A 16,664-nucleotide genomic window follows, 5' to 3' on the forward strand; every position below is an offset into this window, starting at 1 on the left:
CATTGCTGGATAAAAAAGAAAATATGAAGAAAAGAGGAAAATAAAATGATACATTCCGTAGCCGTTTTAGGAGCAGGGGCAGTTGGTTCCTATGTTATCTGGGGGATTTCTGCTTTGGATGATGTAGAACTTGGTGTCATCGCAGAGGGAGAAAGAGCGGAGCGCATTCGGAGGGAGGGATGTCTTATCAATGATAAGGTTTATCGCCCGCAGGTGTGGGCGCCAAAGGAAGCAAAGAAAGCAGATTTATTAGTGGTTGCTCTCAAATACAATGCACTTTTAAAGGCTCTGCCAAGTATCAAAGAGGCTGTGGGAGAAAATACAATTGTTATGAGTCTGATGAATGGCGTTGATAGTGAGGAAATTATTGCAAAGGAAGTGGGAGAGCCACACGTATTATATTCTGTCATTAAGATTGCTTCTCATAAAGAGAAAACGGGCTTTTATTTCAATCCGGAAACAACGATAGGAATTATTTTTGGAGAATTGAAGACACCCTATGACAGTGAGCGGGTGCAGGCGGTAAAAGAATTGTTTGGAAGAACAGAAATCCATTTTCGTGCGACAAAATATATTCGTGAAGAGGTGTGGAGCAAATACCGGTTAAATGTGTGCAACAACCTGCCACAGGCAATTTTGGGTGCCGGGGTCGGCTGCTACCGGGATAGTGTTCACATGAAAAAAATCAGTGATAAACTTAAGGAAGAACTTGAGGCAATTGCGCTGGCAAAGGGAATCGATATGTCAAAGGTGGAAAATACTTCGACACAAAGAAGCGCCGTGCCGCCAAGTGCGAGATATTCTACTTTGCAGGATTTGGATGCAGGGAGACAGACGGAAATTGAGATGTTTTCCGGTGCGCTTATACGCATGGGAAAGGAACTTGGTATCCCGACGCCATATAATGAGTATACCTATCATATGATTAAGGCGTTAGAAGAAAAGAATGAAGGTGTCTTTGATTATCGCGGAGGAAATGAGGAGCCGGTGATGTTTAAGTAGGGGATTATAAAGAAATTAAAAAACATAGGTCGGCGGCTCCAAATTGTCTGCAATAAAATAAGCAATAAGGCAGGCAATAAATAATAGTCCGCCGATACCTATCATTAATTTCATGATTTTTTTGCTTGTTTGCATTTGCTTGGAATTAATTATCTCGTTGTCACAAAATTGTTGTTGTAAATTTGCATAGGTTGCATCTGGATATTTAGTTATATAATCATACAACTCTGTTTTTGCAGTTTCTCTCAGCATTTTCCGTTGAGGATTTGAATAAACAGAGGAAGGAACCATTTGCTTTATGATTTTTTTGATTTGATGTTTTTTGAGCATGGATTGTAACCTCCTAATCAAAAGTGATTTCTTGCACTGGTGTTGGGTCTGGGTTTCCATTTATAGGATTTATGTTTTGTATATTTTTATTGTCTTCTTCAAAGTATTCCACATAATATCCATCAGCGTATTCACGCATAGCACATACATGCTGAATTGTAAGCCATATAAGAATAATGAGTATTATAAAAAAGACAGAAAAACTGCACCAATATAAAATCATATTTCTTGGATGGAGTTTTGTGAGTGAGTGATAGGAGACCATGTTTTGAATTTCTGATGGTTCTCCAAATTGCGTCAGCAAATCATTGTAATCTGCATTTGGATGAGTTTTTTGATAATGTAATAAGTCTTGTTCTAACTCATCTAGAAAATTTTTTTTTATTTTATGTTTTCCCTTATAGAGTCTTCGAATTTGTCTTAGGTATTTTTTTGTGATATTTCGTTGCATGTTAATCCTCCCCGTTTTTATTATCCACTTGCGAGACACAAGAAATGATGGTATCAATTGCTGAAGTAATGGTATCATATTCTTGTAAAAGATTTTTTAATCTTAATCTGCCACTTTCCGTGATAGAATAGTAAACACGTGTCCGACGAACGCCAACTTTAACCTGTTCAAAATCCAAATAGCCATTTTGATTTAAACGATAAAGAGTTGGATACATAGTCGCTTCTTTTAATTCATATTTACCATTGCTTAATTCGGACATTTCCTGTGCCAGTTGATATCCATATTTTTTGTTCGTTTGCAATAATAGTAACAAAACCAATTCAATGGTGCCATTTTTTATTGTGTTTACTTTTCTAGTTTGTTTTGCCATTTTTTCACACCTTTATATATGTATCACCATAAAATTTTCTGAGTTTTATTTTATCTTATATAAATCATGTTGTCAACTTTATTATATAACATCAATACTTTTTAATAAATAGTATTTGACATTTGCTACATACGATGTTATTCTAAAAAAGAAATAACAAATCTAAAGTTGAAAGAAAAACTAGATTTAAATAATAAGAGAAGGGAGTAGTTTCAAATGAAAAAAATTATTATTGCAGCGTATATTCTTTTATGTATTTGTCTTACCGGCTGCGGTGGAACCAATCAGAAGGATTATGGTGAGAACTATAATCAAGAACAGGATGCACAGAATTTTTCCATGATAAGAAATGCAGCAGCAACAGAAAATGGATTTTATGTGTTACAGGATCAATATGTTTATTTCATTGATAAAAAATCGAAAAAAGCAGTTCCGTTATGTGGAAAACCAAATTGCAAACACAAAGATAATTCATGTAATGCCCATTTTACTCATCCGGAGAATATTCAGGCATATGCCGGAAATCTTTATGTAGTAGCCGGAGGTTCGGAAGAATTAACCTGTTCTTTGTATCGAATCAGCCTGGATGGAAGCCAGAGAGAAGAATTGAAAGTACTGTTTCGCTATGATAGTGGTGATTCCGGCTGCTCGCTAGATTTTACGATACATAGAGGCTATGGCTATATGGCAGTGAACTGGATGCAGAAAGACAGAGAAAAGAAGACACAGACATTGTATCAGATTCTTTTGGATTCCTCGGATGAAAAAAAGGAAGTTGCTCAGGTGACAGGATATGTGCCGCTTATTCATGTTAATGAAACAAGGGGAAATCATATTTATTTTACGACAAGCTGTTATTTGGATAAGGATGGGACAGAGGAAGAATTATTGAATTACGAATGGAACATTTTAGAGGGTTCTAGTAAAAAATTAAATATTCCTAAGGGCGAGGCTCTACTGGCTGTCAGGGGAGAACGCTATTTTTGCTACCAAGATGGAAAAGGACTTCGTTCATATGATGAGAATGGTAAAAATGAAAAGAAACTGTTTGAGTGGCAATATGAAATCTGTAGTGTATGCCGGGACGAAAAGTATATATATTTTGATAATGAACCATGTGCAGACTCGGTATCAGACCGGAGGATTATGGTTGTGGATTATGATGGAAATGTGATTTGTGAGAGAAAAAACATGACAGAAAATAGTCCGGAAATTATCTGGTCTGATTCCAAACAAGTACTGCTTCAAAATATAGAAAAAGAAACTTATCAAATACTGAATTTAAAGGAGATTTCTACTTTGAAATAGAGGGGAGTTATTATGGGAGAATTAAGAAGAATTGTTTGTCAAAAAAAATATCTGCTTGCCGTATTTGTATTATTAATTGCAAATTTGTTTTTGTTTCAATATTATCAAATGGATAATTTGCAGGCGTTAAGAGACAAAGAAACGAGACAGGATACCCTTGATGTGTGGCAGGAAGATCAGGAAACGGCAAAAGAAGAGTTTGTTAGTAAAATAAAGGAGATGGATGCACAGTCGGAAACTTTGTCCGAGATTAGTATTTTTTCGGATGAAAACTCATTTGTTAATCAAAATATCCAGCGGACAAAAAAAGATTTTGCAAGGATAAAAGGAGTCAATATAGATGTTTCACATTCTGAAAAGGCGATGTCCGAATTTTTGGAATATGATGAAATTTTTTATGTTTTCCTTTTGTTTATTATTGTAACGGTTCTAAATTTTTTTGATGAAAGGAAGTCGGGGCTCTGGCAGATTACTTATAGCTGTAAAGCGGGAAGAATGAAATTGGCAGTAAAACGATTAGGTATCTTTTTGTTTTTAACGCTGCTATTTAGCTTTTTTATTTTTTCTGAAACATTGTGGATGGCTTTTTTTGACTACGGAGGCAGTGGAATCCTATCTTCGCCGGCACAGTCGGTTATTGCGCTAAAAGATTTTACCCTTCCCCTTTCTGTATCTGGTTTTTTGATATATTATTGGGTGATTTGTACACTTTTAATGATGTTTACGGGATTGTTTGTGTGGGCGTTCCTCTCACTGGTACATAACCGAAATCTGGGACTGGTTTTGGTGGTTTTAATTTATGGAACGGCATTTGCTTTGTATCATCTTATCCCACAACAGCATCCGCTTTGTGTCTTGCGATATTTCAATTTATGGTTTTTGGCAAGTCCAAAAGAAACATTTTTAGAATATGTCAATTTCCGGATAGGCGGTATACTGGTTAATCTGCGGGAATTTGTGCAGGGAACTGCTATTGTATTTTGTGCTGCCGCAGGGATTGCTGCCTGTTATATTAATAAGAGGACGAGACCGTTTTATGCGGCAGGAATTGTGGAGCGTGTACTGGAGCGGGTGAATGAATGGTGGAAAAAGATTTTGTGTCATTGTCACGGGATTGGATTTGAATTATATAAAACATTATTCTATGGAAAGGGAATCTTTGCTGCTATTATTTTTGTGTATTTGATTGTAAGCGGCATTTCCATGGAGGATTTAATGGTTAGTCCGGCACGGGAACAATTAAATCATTTTTATGAACAAAATACCGGACATATTACAAAAGAGACGATGCAGCCATATGAAAAAATAACAAAAGAATTGAAAAAGGTTGAGGAGAACCGTGCCAAAGCATCGGGGGAATCATTAAAAGAAGCAGATGATATTTATGAGTCCTACGAGGCAACAAGGGCAATGGCTTTGAAACTTGAAGAGCGGTTAAATTATGCAGAAAAACTGGAAAAACAGGGAATTGATGGCTGGTGGCTGAATGAAACCGGGTATCGTTGGCTGTTTGGTAAAGGAAATGTATCTGACCGAATGGTTCACGGTGCACTGGCAATACTTGCCATGATATTTATGTTGTCCGGATGTTATGCTATGGAGAGGCAGTCCGGTGTCCGCTTTATTCTGCGGTGTACAAAAAAAGGCAGGAAGAGCTTTTTCTTACGAAAGGAAGTCTGTGCGGTAATTACGGCGGTATTTACCTGTGGTCTGACTGTTGGAGCGGAGATTTATGAAGCAGGGCGTTTATATAATTTAGATGGTTTGAGTGCACCGGTTCAAAATATATCATTTTTACAAAATGTGCCTTTTTCCATTAGCATCGGACAGTTTTTGTGTATCTGGATTTTTATGCGCTTTTTAATTTATATGATGGTTGCCAATCTGTGCCTGATGATATCATCTACGACAGAACGGGTAGAAAAAGCACAGATGATTTCGCTGTCATTGTTAATTTTTACAGTGATTTCCGGTGTTTCAGAATATATGGTACTTGGAACGCAGAGGGGCAGGAAAACCATTTTTGTTGGTATCTTTGTATTGTTGTGTCTCTGTATAAGCATTTTTGTTACATATCGAAGATGGAGGAATGTAAATGATTGAAATAAAAAATTTGCGAAAGACATATGGGAAAAAGGTGGCATTGAAAAGTTTTTCTTATACATTTGAAGATGGTATTTATGGTATGCTCGGAGCGAATGGAGCTGGGAAGAGTACACTAATGAATTTGCTTACGGATAATGTAAAAAGGGATTCCGGTGAAATTTTGTATGATGGAAAAGAGATATTAAAGATGGGGGGAAGTTATCTGGAAAAAGTAGGATATATGCCACAGCAGCAGGGATTTTATGAAAGTTTTTCTGCCCGCATGTTTTTGGTTTATATGGCGGAATTGAAAGGACTCCGAAAAAAAGAAGCAAAAAAGCAGATTGAAAATCTTTTAGAAATTGTTCACTTGTCACATGTGGCGGATAAAAAAATTGGCGGGTTTTCCGGGGGAATGAAACAGCGTGTTTTGCTGGCTCAGGCATTATTAGGCAATCCCAAACTTCTAATTTTGGATGAACCGACAGCAGGACTTGATCCGAAAGAACGTGTCAATTTGAGAAACTATATTCATCAGTTGTCTCAGAATAAAATAATTTTATTAGCAACTCATGTGGTAAGTGATGTCGAAAGTATTGCAGACCGGATTCTCATCATGAAGGCGGGAGAACTGGTGGCAGATGATACGCCGGAACATTTGGTTCATGCCGTTGATGGAAATAATTTAGAGGATGTGTATATGAATTATTTTGGTGATAAGGGAGAAAAATAGGTAAAATTATTTTAAAGTTTTCTTGTAATTTGTGCCCCAGCTTTGCATTGCCATAAGAATCGGTCTCATGGATTCGCCCGTTTCGCTCAGAGCATATTCTACATGAGGAGGAACTTCTGGGTAAACGGTTCGGGTGATGAGACCGTCTAGAGATTAAAAGGTTTTCCAGCACTTTTCCTTTAGAAAATTGCTAATTACATTTATATCTTCTCCTTCGTATGGAATTAAATTTATTCTAGCATTACAGTCTGCTCTTTCTTGTAAAAGAGATTGTATTTTATCAAAATCACTCATAAAAAATCCTCCTTTAGGGGTACTTTTGAAGAGCAGGAATATCGAAATTTATTGAAAATTTGTATTGCCGATTCCACAAAAAAGTGCGAAACACTTGCAGCTGCCCGCAATCTATGATATGATTTCAGTGTTATATAGGTTTGTAATTGGTCAAACGTTTCTACGAACTACCGTAATAGTTTACTATAACAATTATGGTAGTTTTTTATTTGTTATGAAATGGAGGACACGAATATGAAATATGATGTAATTATTGTAGGTGCCGGACCGGGAGGTATTTTTTCAGCGTACGAGTTGACGAAGAAGAATCCGTCTCTGAAAGTTGCCGTATTTGAAAAGGGATATTCTTTAGAGAAACGCAAATGTCCGATTGATGGAGATAAAGTAAAGTCTTGTATTAATTGTAAATCCTGTGCAATTATGAGTGGCTTTGGCGGCGCAGGCGCTTTTTCGGATGGAAAATATAATATTACGAATGATTTTGGTGGGACACTTTATGAGTATATTGGAAGGGAAAAGGCAATTTCGCTAATGAAATATGTCGACGAGATTAATTGTGCTTATGGTGGTGCAAAAACGCATATGTATTCAACGGCAAACACGAAGTTTAAGAAGATTTGTATGCAGAATAAACTTACACTTTTGGATGCATCCGTAAGACATTTAGGAACCGATATTAACTATGTAGTTCTTGAAAATTTATTTGCAAAACTAAAGGATAAAGTAGATTTTTATTTCCAGACGCCGGTAGATAAAATCGAAAAAAAACAAGAGGGTTATAAGGTTTTATATAAAGATGGGGAGGCAGAATGTACAGAGTGTATTATTTCTGTTGGGCGAAGCGGAAGTAAATGGATGCAGTCAATTTGTGAAGATCTTGATATTTCCACAAAATCAAATCGAGTAGATATCGGAGTTCGCGTGGAACTTCCTGCAGTTATTTTTTCGCATCTTACCGATGAATTATATGAGAGTAAAATTGTTTACCGCACAAAGAAATTTGAGGACCGTGTCCGCACATTTTGTATGAATCCTTATGGGCAGGTTGTGAACGAGAACACAAACGGAATTATTACGGTAAATGGACACAGTTTTGAAGACCCGGAAAAGAGAACAGAAAACACTAATTTTGCGCTGCTTGTGGCGAAGCACTTTTCTGAGCCATTTAAAGACAGCAATGGTTATGGTGAAAGTATTGCAAAACTATCCAATATGCTGGGCGGTGGTGTGATTGTTCAGAGATTTGGAGACCTTGTGAGGGGAAGGAGAAGTACGGTAAATCGTATTGAGGAAAGTACAGTGCGTCCGACTCTTGCGGCAACGCCCGGTGATTTAAGTCTGGTGCTTCCAAAACGTATTATGGATGGTATTATTGAAATGATTTATGCACTTGATGCTGTGGCACCCGGTACAGCAAATGATGACACTCTTTTATACGGAGTGGAAGTTAAATTTTATAATATGGAAGTGGATATTGATGAAAATTTGGAAACGAAACATAAAGGTCTTTATGTGATTGGTGATGGCAGTGGTGTAACACATTCGCTTTCGCATGCTTCGGCAAGCGGCGTGTATGTGGCAGACCATATTGTGAATAATTGATAAGGAAAGTGGGAGTAATTGTCCTAAAAAATTCTAGACAAGCTTTTTCTTTTATGCTATAACTAGAATAACAATGAAATAAAACACGACACTTTCCTGCCACCGGGTAGGAAAGTTAAGCGTCAGATTTTCTATCGTTAGGTCTTAGAAGATAGGAAATGCTGGCGCTTTATTTTTTTGAAAATAGGAAGGAGCTTAGGCACTATTATGAGTAATCCAATTAAAAGTTTAACAAAAAAAGAATGGGGGAGTATGGATTGGTTCCCTGCTAATCATTGTGATATCCAATGTTTCATCGGGAAGCTTTGATTTGTATGGCTTTATTAGCTGGAAGAAACGGGAAAAGTGATGTGTATCGGCTGGATGTTTGAATGAAGTAAAAGTGGACATTGAAAGCGGGCTTTCCGCAAAAGGCAGCAGAAGAACCCCAATATGAATTTACATCGTACTTTTCACAATTTGCTCGTATTCTTTTTGAATTTCATTTGTGCTTCCTGCCCGTTTGTTTTTAATAAATAGTGTTCGAAATATCAATCTTGCAAGTGGACCAACAAGAATAAGCTGCAACGGAAATGCCATAACAAAATTTTTGCAGTATGTCATGAGATAATCCGGTATGAAATTTTCTGTAAAACCATATCCATGATATACGCCGAGCACGCAATTAAATGAAGTCAAGTATTATTTTTAATTCGATTGCGATTGCAAGAAATAGGAAAAATGTGTAAGATAGTAGGAGAAATGACGAAATGCTCTGTTTAGTTTTCTGAAATTATGACGATACATTATATAGAGTGTTGATTTTATTTGCAAGGAGATTTTTATATGATGATAAATATGAAATATAATCTTCCAGATCGAATATTGAGGGAACTTTCTTTTTTTGCGAAGAAGTATTCTGTCACAAAAATTATACTGTTTGGTTCCCGTGCACGAGGCACAAATACAGAAAGAAGTGATATAGATATCGCAGTATATGGTGGAGATTTTGAACATTTTTATTGGGATGTCAAGGAAAATATGCATTCTCTTCTTATGTTTGATGTCGTACGAGCAGATGTAAAAATTTCAGATGAATTGAAACAAGAAATAGAAAGGGATGGTGTTATAATTTATGAAAAAACTTGAAAACTTTACAAATAGTCTGTCTATATTGGCAGAGGCGGATTTTAAACTTGCAGAAGAAAATGATATATATCGAACAGGGATTATTGGACAATTTAATCTAACTTTTGAACTTGCATGGAAAGCATTGCAGGAAATTATGAGACTGCATAGTGTGGAAGGTACTGCTACCGGTTCGCTTCGTGAAATCTTGCAGCTTGGTTATAAAATTGGATTTATCAATGATTCTGAGGTATGGCTGCTTATGCTGAAAAAACGCAATACTTCTGTTCATATTTATAATGAAGATGAAATTGATGAAATGATTATGCTGATACGTGACAGTTTTATTCCGGCTTTTATTGTTCTTAGGGATATGCTGGTAAAGAAACTGGATGTAGTTGAAAGTGATTGGGTGTAAGATGAGTGGAGGATTTAGTACGGTATCAACAGGAAGAATTACGATAGAAGAAAATGAACAACCCGCCTGAAATGTAGTGGGTACAAATCGTAATTTTAGGAGGAATATCAGTGCGAAATAGAAGTATGGCTTTGGTTGTTAGGAATGACAAGATTTTGATGATAAAAACATTTCGATTTAATAGATATATTTGGAAACTTCCAGGTGGTGGAATTGAGATAGGTGAAACCGCAGAAGAAGCTGCTATAAGGGAATTGAAAGAAGAATGTGGTTTAGAAGGAGTAATTAATAGACCTCTAAACACATTACATTGCAAAGATGGAAGTATAGAATATGTATTTTTAGTTGATGTTTCGGAAGAACAAGAGGCGATTGTGGGAATAGACCCAGAAGTTCCAGTAGGAGAAGAACAATCTATCAAAAATGTATGTTGGAAAAAGCTTAATGAACTTAGTGAAAAAGATAGGGCTTTTTTATGGTCGTATGGATTATTACAAGTAGATGATTATTTTGAACTTGTATTAAGTTGGGGAGACGAAATAAGTTATCCGCTTGATTAGGCAGTTTGTCGGACTGACGAGATACAGAAAACTACATAGGAATAATCAATAGGCAGGTGGTCTTATAACGAGACTGCCTGCCATCTTTTATGCCAGCAATTGTCATTTCTCTAGGCTGTAGATTGCTTTAATTTTTGCAGAAATATTTCAGCAGCCTTTGATTGAAATGCAGTTCTTTTCCAGATCAATGCATAATGTATTTCTAATGGTGGATTTAGAGGACGGAAACAAACATCCTGTTCTAAAATCGTCGGAAGTAAATCCTCAGTGGTCAGATAAAACCCTAATCCACTTTTGATAAATTTTGTTGGAGAGCCATTGACTACATTATATGTGGCAGCGATATTGAAGTTTTTTATATCAGTATCAGCCCAATGAGAAATCAACTGTTGCAGACCGGCTCTCCGATGAAAAATCAGAGGTATTTTCAAAATATCTTTCTTCTCTATAAAATCATTTTCTGCAAGCTTGCAGTCAGAAGGCATTAAAACTCCCCAACGGGATGATTCCGGTAGTGAAATGTAATTATATTCTGAAATGTCAATCGGTTCCAAAAATACAGCAAAATCGATGCTTCCATGCTCCAGACGTTCTAATACATCAATCGCATCGCTGCTGTAAAATTGAAAATGCACATCTGGGTATTTGGAACGAAGACGTGCGGCTGTATTTAATACTGTTATCGTTGGATTGCCACCAATAATAATTTCTCCGCCAATTTGTGAGTTGTTAGAGCTTAAATCATATTCGGTCTTTTCCACTAAGGATAGGATTTCTTCTGCCCGTTTCCTAAGGATAATTCCGTCTTCCGTCAATGTAATTTTGCGCTTGCCACGAATCAGCAATTGTTTTCCGAATTCATTTTCCAGTTCCATGAGCTGCTTGGAAAGATAAGGCTGCGAAATGTGCAGGCTCTCGGCAGCTCTTGTGATATTCTCTTCTTTGGTTACGGCAAGAAAATATTGTAATGTTCGTAATTCCATTATCATCACCTCAAATTTAGTGTAGCCTTTCTTATCATTCCTGTCAATTATGATAAATCATTCTATATAAGTATTTGTTATTTTAATCAGAGAAGATTATACTTTTCACTGATAGAACATAGATAAGAGGATTGAGAAAAATGATGGAAAAGCAAAAACGAAAATCGTTGGATATGTTACACGGCTCCATCTGGAATAAGCTGCCGCTATTTGCACTTCCAGTGGCTGCAGTCGGTTCATACTTCGATTTTTATTGCAATACTGGCAGGAATCGGCGTCGCCATTGCCGGGGAATTGGTTGCGAATCCCTTACTGTCATCCCTTCAGGTGCCGGGGGATGTCTTTCCGGAAGCTCTGCTTTATCTAAGAATCTACCTGATTGGAATGCCGGTCATATTGCTCTATAACTTTGAAGCAGCTATTTTTAGAAGTACCGGAGACACGAAAACGCCGCTTGTCATATTGACAATATCAGGAATCCTGAATGTATTGCTGAATCTGTTCTTTGTAGCTGTCTTACAGATGACAGTAAATGGAGTTGCCATTGCAACAGTTGTTTCCAATGCGGTAAGTTCTGCTTTACTGTTTTATGGCCTTGTAAAAACAAAAGAACTGATTCATGTAGAATGGAAGGAACTGAGAATTGACCGGAAAATATTAGGGCAGATCATGAGAATCGGTTTACCTGCTGGAATCCAGAGTGCGGTATTTGCAGCAGCCAATATCGTGATCCAATCGGCTATCAACAGCCTTGGAACGGTTGTTATGGCAGCATCGTCAGCAGCTTACAATATTGAGATTTTTGTGTATGATATATTGAACTCTTTCAGTCAGGCGTGTACGACTTTTGTGGGACAAAATTATGGCGCAGGACAGATCAGAAGGTGCAGAAAAGTTTTGATTTTATGTATTGTTGAGGATGCGGTTGCAACTGCGTGTGCCATTGTTTTGATTTTACTGGCAGGAAGGGAATTACTATCCATTTTTAATAATGACCCACAGGTTATCTCTGTAGGATATACAAGGATGATTATGGTATTTTCTGCATATACGATCAGTATGTTGTATGAAAATATGTCTGGTTATATGAGAGGCTTTGGCTTTTCTCTGATACCGGCTATCGTGACAACGCTGGGAATATGCGGAGTGAGAATTTTCTGGATAATGGCAGTATTCCCTTCACACAAAACGTTTGCCGGAATATTAACTGCTTATCCGGTCAGCCTTTCGGTGACGGCATTACTGATTTTTATAGTATTAGTAATTTATCATCCATCGAAAAGATTTCATACAAATAAAGGAGAAATGTAATTATGGAAAGAAAAGATATTGTATTAAATAACGGAGTAACGATGCCTCCAATCGGTTACGGAGTATTCCGTATGACGAATCTGGAAGAATGTGAAAGTGCTGTTGTGCAGGCAGTTAAAACAGGTTACCGCCTGATTGATACTGCGGCTGCTTACGAAAATGAAACTGCTGTTGGAAAAGCAATCAAACGTGTGATTGCAGAAGGAATTGTTAAAAGAGAAGACTTATTTGTGACAACAAAGCTTTGGATAACGGATACTAATTACGAAAAAGCAAAAGAAGGATTCCAGCGTTCCCTTGATCGTCTGGGGCTGGATTATGTGGATTTATATCTGATCCACCAGCCATACAATGATTATTACGGGGCATGGCGTGCGTTAGAAGAATTGTATGAAGAGGGAAAGGTAAAATCTATTGGAGTGGATAATTTTACGCAGGACAGAATGGCGGATTTTTTGTTCTTTAACAAGGTAAAACCGGCTGTAAATATGATTGAGTGCAATGCGTATTTCCAGCGTGAAGATGAATGTAACTATTTGAAGGAACAAAACATTCTGATGCAGGCATGGTCACCTCTTGCTGCCGGAAAAGAAGATCTTTTTACGAATGAAATATTATGTGAAATTGCACAGAAGCATCAAAAATCAGTGGCACAGATTATTTTAAGATGGCTTGTACAAAGAGGAATTGTCCCGGTTGTAAAGTCTGCAAATCCTATAAGGATGAGGGAAAATCTGGATATTTTTGATTTTGCTTTATCAGAAGATGAAATGGAGCAAATCACATCATTGGATACCGGACATACCTATGCAACCGCACGAAATACCGGAAAAGCAGTGACAGAATTCTTGGAAAAAGCGAACCAGTATCATGTATAAGGAGTTTTGAAGATGAGAAAAAAGATTTTAGGAACAGACTTGGAAGTTTCAGCAGTAGGATTTGTGGCGTTTTCACCACTGGCAAATGGATTTTTGTCTGGTAAATACAATGCCCAATCTGTTTTTGAAAAGAATACAGACTATCGTTTAATTATGCCGCAATTCCAAAAAGATTCTTACGTGAAAAATCAGGAATTTTTAGCGTGAATAGTTTCAATCAGTTCACCATGCCATTTTGTTTTGTGTTATACTGTTTTCAAGGATTTGCAGAGAATTTAATAACAAGATTACGGAGGTAATAACATTGATTATCAAAGATAAAACAATTGATGGCGGTAAAGGTTTTGACTGGGGAAAAGTTTCCTCCGAGTATGCAAAATATCGTGATATTTATCCTAAGATATTTTATCAGAAAATTTTGGCTTTAGGTTTATGCAAGGATGGTCAGAAGATATTGGATTTAGGAACTGGGACGGGTGTTTTACCAAGAAATATGTATTCCTACGGTGGAAAATGGATCGGTACAGATATATCGGAAGAACAAATTGAACAGGCAAAACACTTGTCTGTTGGTATGAATATTGATTACAAAGCAGTTGCAGCGGAAAAGATAGATCTTCCTGCAGAATCCTTTGATGTCATTACTGCTTGTCAGTGTTTTTGGTATTTCAATCATGAAAGCGTTATGCCAAATCTATACCGGATGTTAAAACCCGGCGGAAAACTTCTGGTTTTGTATATGGCGTGGCTTCCTTACGAGGATGAAATTGCCGGCAGAAGCGAAGAACTTGTACTAAAATATAGTCCTGCATGGAGTGGGGCGGGAGAAACGATGCATCCAATCCGGATTCCAGACTGTTATAAAACACGTTTTGATTTGATTCATCACGAAGAATACAAGCTGGATGTACATTTTTCCAGAGATTCGTGGCATGGGCGAATGAAAGCCTGCCGTGGAGTAGGTGCTTCTCTTAATGAAGAAGAACTGCAATCATGGGAAACCAAACATTTGAAATTGCTTTCAGAAATTGCACTAGAGGAATTTGACATTAAACATTATGCCGCACTGGTAGAATTAAAGGTGAGAAAATAATTTTCTATTGTTTCGGTATTACAAGAAATATTAGTGAAAAATAGTGAAAATTTAATGGAAAAGCCACTCTTTTTTTGGAAATAATTGCAAAATTTTCCCGGATAGTATACAATTCAACCATAAAACATCTAAAGGAGGATATGTATGATTATGAAAGGGAAAATGAAGTTTTGCATGCTTGCCATGTTTGTGCTTACCGTGGCGGCAATGTGGTTTGGAACGAAAGAGGCCGGTGCGTTTACGATTGCGGAGGATGGAAAGTATGCATTGGTATTGAATCTAAAGGGGTCAGATAAGGAGGTAGCAAATATTGACGGTCAGTCCGGCAAGGTAATTAAGTTTAACGTAGATGAGGGCGAAACGGTATTAAACGTGTCTGAACTTACAAATGGTGTTGTTGCTTATAATGAGATTAGAAAGTTCTCAGGATGGGCAAAAGGTTCGGCTGCTGTAGATACTATAGAAGAGTTAAGCATCGATGATTTTAATAGTTCAGGAAGCATGGGCGGTGTGCAATTTACAAATGGCTGCAGTTTATACGCATTATTCTTAGGTGACGAAATAGAACAACAGGAAGAGTATCGTGTGCTTTTGAATGGGAATGGCGGAGAAATTACCGGCAGTGCTTTGCCCGGTCAGACCAAGATTCTATTAACATATAAGGAAGACGAGCTTAAATCACTAGATATGTCCAAGTATGCGGCAGAGCGCGAAGGCTGCACTTTCTGTGGATGGGGCTGCAATGGTGAATTTTTAACAAGTGCACTGGATAAGTCGTATTTTAAAAGTGGTGATTCATTGGTGATTTATGCCCTTTATAAAAAGACAACGTTTGAGGGAACATCGTATGTATTAAATCTGGATGCCAACGGAGGTATGATAGAAGACGAATTTGTGAAAAAGTACGATTATCTCGGTGCGGATGATGATATGGCTATGCCTGTTTTTCACTATATTCCACAAAGAAGTGGGTACAGATTTAAGGGATGGAATAGTAAAAAAGACGGCAGTGGGAAAACATATCAGTTGATATCTAGCGAAAGCTGGCGTAAGGATAATGGGGATGACCTGGAAAAAGATGAGTTGCTGGACAATGAGAGCTATTACAAATATGTAACCTTGTATGCACTCTGGGAAAAAGAGCCCAATACACCTAATGTACCGGAGGAAGACGAAGTTACGGTTGTTTCGTGTACCGGAGGAAGTGTGGAACTGGAACTGCCAAAGGATGAAAAATATTCTCTTGAAATGGCTAATATGACGATTCCGGAGACCTTGGCAAAAGAAAATTTAAAATATCTGCTGGATATTAATTTGATGAAAAATCAAGAAATTGTACAGGTGAATGGCTGTCCGATGCGAGTGAAACTTATACTTCCGGACGAGTTGAAGGATTATGATTCCTATGAAGTTGTATATGTAAAAGATGGTAAAATAATGGAGCGTTTTAAATGCACCGTGGAAGATGGTTGTGTGATTTTTAACACAATGCATCTAAGTCTTTACGGTATTGTGGCGAAAAAGAATGAACCGGATAACCCAGGCGGCGGTGAAACAGGTGGCGGAGAAATAAAGGACCCAAACAAGGAAAATGGTGGAACCGGTGATAATGGCGGTTCTAATACAGGTACTAAAGGTAACGGAAATACAAACACAAACAACACGGACACAACGGATAAAAAAGAAACACCGAAAGATAATATCGTAAAGGAAAAGATTACAGTAAAAAGACCATACATCAGCAAAAAACATTTGAAGAAAAACAGAAAGCGGGTCAAAATTTACTGGAAGAAAGTGACAGATGTAAGTGGATACGAGATTCAGTATTCTACATCTAAAAAATTTACCAAAAAGACGACGAAACAAATTAAAGCCAAGCACACCAATAAGTGGATTCGTCTCAAAGGAAAGAAAAAGGCATATTATGCCAGAATTCGTGCATACAAGATTGTTAACGGCAAAAAATATTACAGTAAGTGGAGTAAAAGAACAGTTTTGAGAAAACAAAAGAAATAGGAAAATGTGACGGGGACACCTTGATTTAAGGGGTGTCCCTTTTTTGTGTGTATCTTAAAAAATATGCTGTTGACAAAAAGGGAAAATGCAGGTATATTGATTATGTAAAGTAATTACATT

Annotated in this window: 18 protein-coding genes, 1 pseudogene and 1 riboswitch; of the genes and pseudogenes, 13 read left to right on the top strand and 6 right to left on the bottom strand. The window is 37.2% G+C overall.

Going from position 1 to position 16,664, the window contains the following annotated elements:
* Positions 1-45: 45 nt before the first annotated feature.
* A complete protein-coding gene (locus DW019_RS07410) occupies positions 46-1,002 on the top strand; it encodes a 2-dehydropantoate 2-reductase (RefSeq protein ID WP_117478295.1) in 957 nt (318 codons plus the stop codon).
* A gap of 15 nt (positions 1,003-1,017) precedes the next feature.
* Here the strand turns inward: DW019_RS07410 and DW019_RS07415 are convergent, their stop codons facing one another.
* Genes DW019_RS07415 through DW019_RS07425 form a run of 3 tightly spaced genes read right to left on the bottom strand, consistent with a single transcriptional unit; the run spans position 1,018 to position 2,156 of the window.
* On the bottom strand, positions 1,018-1,332 hold the full coding sequence (locus tag DW019_RS07415; RefSeq protein ID WP_022376466.1) for a hypothetical protein: 315 nt from the start codon (positions 1,330-1,332) through the stop codon (positions 1,018-1,020).
* A gap of 13 nt (positions 1,333-1,345) precedes the next feature.
* The gene (locus DW019_RS07420) at positions 1,346-1,783 is read right to left on the bottom strand and encodes a hypothetical protein (protein ID WP_117478296.1); all 438 of its coding nucleotides are present in this window, start codon (positions 1,781-1,783) and stop codon (positions 1,346-1,348) included.
* A gap of 1 nt (position 1,784) precedes the next feature.
* The gene (locus DW019_RS07425) at positions 1,785-2,156 is read right to left on the bottom strand and encodes a PadR family transcriptional regulator (RefSeq protein WP_022376463.1); all 372 of its coding nucleotides are present in this window, start codon (positions 2,154-2,156) and stop codon (positions 1,785-1,787) included.
* 216 nt (positions 2,157-2,372) lie between these two features.
* On the opposite strand from DW019_RS07425, the gene DW019_RS07430 reads away from it, so the two are divergent.
* The 3 genes from DW019_RS07430 to DW019_RS07440 are packed head-to-tail and all read left to right on the top strand — an operon-like array spanning position 2,373 to position 6,282.
* Positions 2,373-3,464 carry a hypothetical protein gene (locus DW019_RS07430; protein WP_117478297.1) on the top strand — a complete coding sequence of 364 codons (1,092 nt, stop codon included), beginning with the start codon at positions 2,373-2,375 and terminating at the stop codon, positions 3,462-3,464.
* 12 nt (positions 3,465-3,476) lie between these two features.
* Positions 3,477-5,567: a hypothetical protein gene (locus DW019_RS07435; protein ID WP_117478298.1), complete on the top strand. Its 2,091-nt coding sequence runs from the start codon at positions 3,477-3,479 to the stop codon at positions 5,565-5,567.
* The gene (locus DW019_RS07440; RefSeq protein ID WP_117478299.1) at positions 5,560-6,282 is read left to right on the top strand and encodes an ATP-binding cassette domain-containing protein; all 723 of its coding nucleotides are present in this window, start codon (positions 5,560-5,562) and stop codon (positions 6,280-6,282) included. The genes DW019_RS07435 and DW019_RS07440 overlap by 8 nt, the downstream gene beginning before the upstream one ends.
* A gap of 6 nt (positions 6,283-6,288) precedes the next feature.
* On the opposite strand, the pseudogene DW019_RS07445 reads toward DW019_RS07440, so the two are convergent.
* Both DW019_RS07445 and DW019_RS15010 read right to left on the bottom strand, forming a co-directional pair.
* Positions 6,289-6,429 (bottom strand): annotated as a pseudogene (locus DW019_RS07445) (winged helix-turn-helix transcriptional regulator); the annotation flags it as partial.
* A gap of 6 nt (positions 6,430-6,435) precedes the next feature.
* On the bottom strand, positions 6,436-6,576 hold the full coding sequence (locus DW019_RS15010) for a hypothetical protein (protein WP_181974937.1): 141 nt from the start codon (positions 6,574-6,576) through the stop codon (positions 6,436-6,438).
* A gap of 110 nt (positions 6,577-6,686) precedes the next feature.
* Positions 6,687-6,782, top strand: a riboswitch (purine riboswitch).
* Positions 6,783-6,795: 13 nt separating this feature from the next.
* Between DW019_RS15010 and DW019_RS07450 the strand changes: the two genes are divergently transcribed.
* The 4 genes from DW019_RS07450 (at position 6,796) to DW019_RS07465 (ending at position 10,263) form a co-directional block, all read left to right on the top strand.
* Positions 6,796-8,178 carry an NAD(P)/FAD-dependent oxidoreductase gene (locus tag DW019_RS07450; protein ID WP_347461415.1) on the top strand — a complete coding sequence of 461 codons (1,383 nt, stop codon included), beginning with the start codon at positions 6,796-6,798 and terminating at the stop codon, positions 8,176-8,178.
* A gap of 825 nt (positions 8,179-9,003) precedes the next feature.
* Positions 9,004-9,306 (top strand): nucleotidyltransferase domain-containing protein, encoded by a 303-nt coding sequence (locus DW019_RS07455; RefSeq protein ID WP_347461416.1) that lies wholly within the window; start codon positions 9,004-9,006, stop codon positions 9,304-9,306.
* A complete protein-coding gene (locus DW019_RS07460) occupies positions 9,293-9,703 on the top strand; it encodes an HI0074 family nucleotidyltransferase substrate-binding subunit (protein WP_117478301.1) in 411 nt (136 codons plus the stop codon). Before DW019_RS07455 ends, DW019_RS07460 begins: the two co-directional genes overlap by 14 nt.
* A gap of 110 nt (positions 9,704-9,813) precedes the next feature.
* Positions 9,814-10,263 carry an NUDIX domain-containing protein gene (locus DW019_RS07465; RefSeq protein WP_117478302.1) on the top strand — a complete coding sequence of 150 codons (450 nt, stop codon included), beginning with the start codon at positions 9,814-9,816 and terminating at the stop codon, positions 10,261-10,263.
* Positions 10,264-10,373: 110 nt separating this feature from the next.
* Here the strand turns inward: DW019_RS07465 and DW019_RS07470 are convergent, their stop codons facing one another.
* Positions 10,374-11,246, bottom strand: a complete 873-nt coding sequence (locus DW019_RS07470) for a LysR family transcriptional regulator (protein ID WP_182431065.1) — start codon at positions 11,244-11,246, stop codon at positions 10,374-10,376.
* 210 nt (positions 11,247-11,456) lie between these two features.
* Between DW019_RS07470 and DW019_RS07475 the strand changes: the two genes are divergently transcribed.
* From DW019_RS07475 to DW019_RS07495, 5 genes are all read left to right on the top strand, one after another.
* Positions 11,457-12,557 (top strand): MATE family efflux transporter, encoded by a 1,101-nt coding sequence (locus DW019_RS07475; protein ID WP_243024122.1) that lies wholly within the window; start codon positions 11,457-11,459, stop codon positions 12,555-12,557.
* Positions 12,558-12,559: 2 nt separating this feature from the next.
* Positions 12,560-13,435, top strand: a complete 876-nt coding sequence (locus DW019_RS07480; RefSeq protein ID WP_118442975.1) for an aldo/keto reductase — start codon at positions 12,560-12,562, stop codon at positions 13,433-13,435.
* Between the two features lie 12 nt (positions 13,436-13,447).
* On the top strand, positions 13,448-13,642 hold the full coding sequence (locus DW019_RS07485) for a hypothetical protein (RefSeq protein WP_117478305.1): 195 nt from the start codon (positions 13,448-13,450) through the stop codon (positions 13,640-13,642).
* 97 nt (positions 13,643-13,739) lie between these two features.
* Complete coding sequence (locus DW019_RS07490) at positions 13,740-14,528, top strand: class I SAM-dependent methyltransferase (protein WP_117478306.1); 789 nt, start codon at positions 13,740-13,742, stop codon at positions 14,526-14,528.
* A 144-nt stretch (positions 14,529-14,672) separates the two neighbouring features.
* Positions 14,673-16,544: an InlB B-repeat-containing protein gene (locus DW019_RS07495; RefSeq protein ID WP_117478307.1), complete on the top strand. Its 1,872-nt coding sequence runs from the start codon at positions 14,673-14,675 to the stop codon at positions 16,542-16,544.
* The last annotated feature ends 120 nt before the right edge of the window (positions 16,545-16,664 follow it).

It is taken from the genome of Clostridium sp. AF37-5, from assembly GCF_003477605.1.
Classification (GTDB): Bacteria; Bacillota; Clostridia; order Lachnospirales; family Lachnospiraceae; genus Eubacterium_F.

Coding starts and splice junctions, on each gene's coding strand:
- DW019_RS07410 (WP_117478295.1), top strand. CDS start 46: ATGATACATTCCGTAGCCGTTTTAGGAGCAGGGGCAGTTGGTTCCTAT.
- DW019_RS07415 (WP_022376466.1), bottom strand. CDS start 1,332: ATGCTCAAAAAACATCAAATCAAAAAAATCATAAAGCAAATGGTTCCT.
- DW019_RS07420 (WP_117478296.1), bottom strand. CDS start 1,783: ATGCAACGAAATATCACAAAAAAATACCTAAGACAAATTCGAAGACTC.
- DW019_RS07425 (WP_022376463.1), bottom strand. CDS start 2,156: ATGGCAAAACAAACTAGAAAAGTAAACACAATAAAAAATGGCACCATT.
- DW019_RS07430 (WP_117478297.1), top strand. CDS start 2,373: ATGAAAAAAATTATTATTGCAGCGTATATTCTTTTATGTATTTGTCTT.
- DW019_RS07435 (WP_117478298.1), top strand. CDS start 3,477: ATGGGAGAATTAAGAAGAATTGTTTGTCAAAAAAAATATCTGCTTGCC.
- DW019_RS07440 (WP_117478299.1), top strand. CDS start 5,560: ATGATTGAAATAAAAAATTTGCGAAAGACATATGGGAAAAAGGTGGCA.
- DW019_RS15010 (WP_181974937.1), bottom strand. CDS start 6,576: ATGAGTGATTTTGATAAAATACAATCTCTTTTACAAGAAAGAGCAGAC.
- DW019_RS07450 (WP_347461415.1), top strand. CDS start 6,796: ATGGAGGACACGAATATGAAATATGATGTAATTATTGTAGGTGCCGGA.
- DW019_RS07455 (WP_347461416.1), top strand. CDS start 9,004: ATGATGATAAATATGAAATATAATCTTCCAGATCGAATATTGAGGGAA.
- DW019_RS07460 (WP_117478301.1), top strand. CDS start 9,293: ATGAAAAAACTTGAAAACTTTACAAATAGTCTGTCTATATTGGCAGAG.
- DW019_RS07470 (WP_182431065.1), bottom strand. CDS start 11,246: ATGGAATTACGAACATTACAATATTTTCTTGCCGTAACCAAAGAAGAG.
- DW019_RS07480 (WP_118442975.1), top strand. CDS start 12,560: ATGGAAAGAAAAGATATTGTATTAAATAACGGAGTAACGATGCCTCCA.
- DW019_RS07485 (WP_117478305.1), top strand. CDS start 13,448: ATGAGAAAAAAGATTTTAGGAACAGACTTGGAAGTTTCAGCAGTAGGA.
- DW019_RS07495 (WP_117478307.1), top strand. CDS start 14,673: ATGATTATGAAAGGGAAAATGAAGTTTTGCATGCTTGCCATGTTTGTG.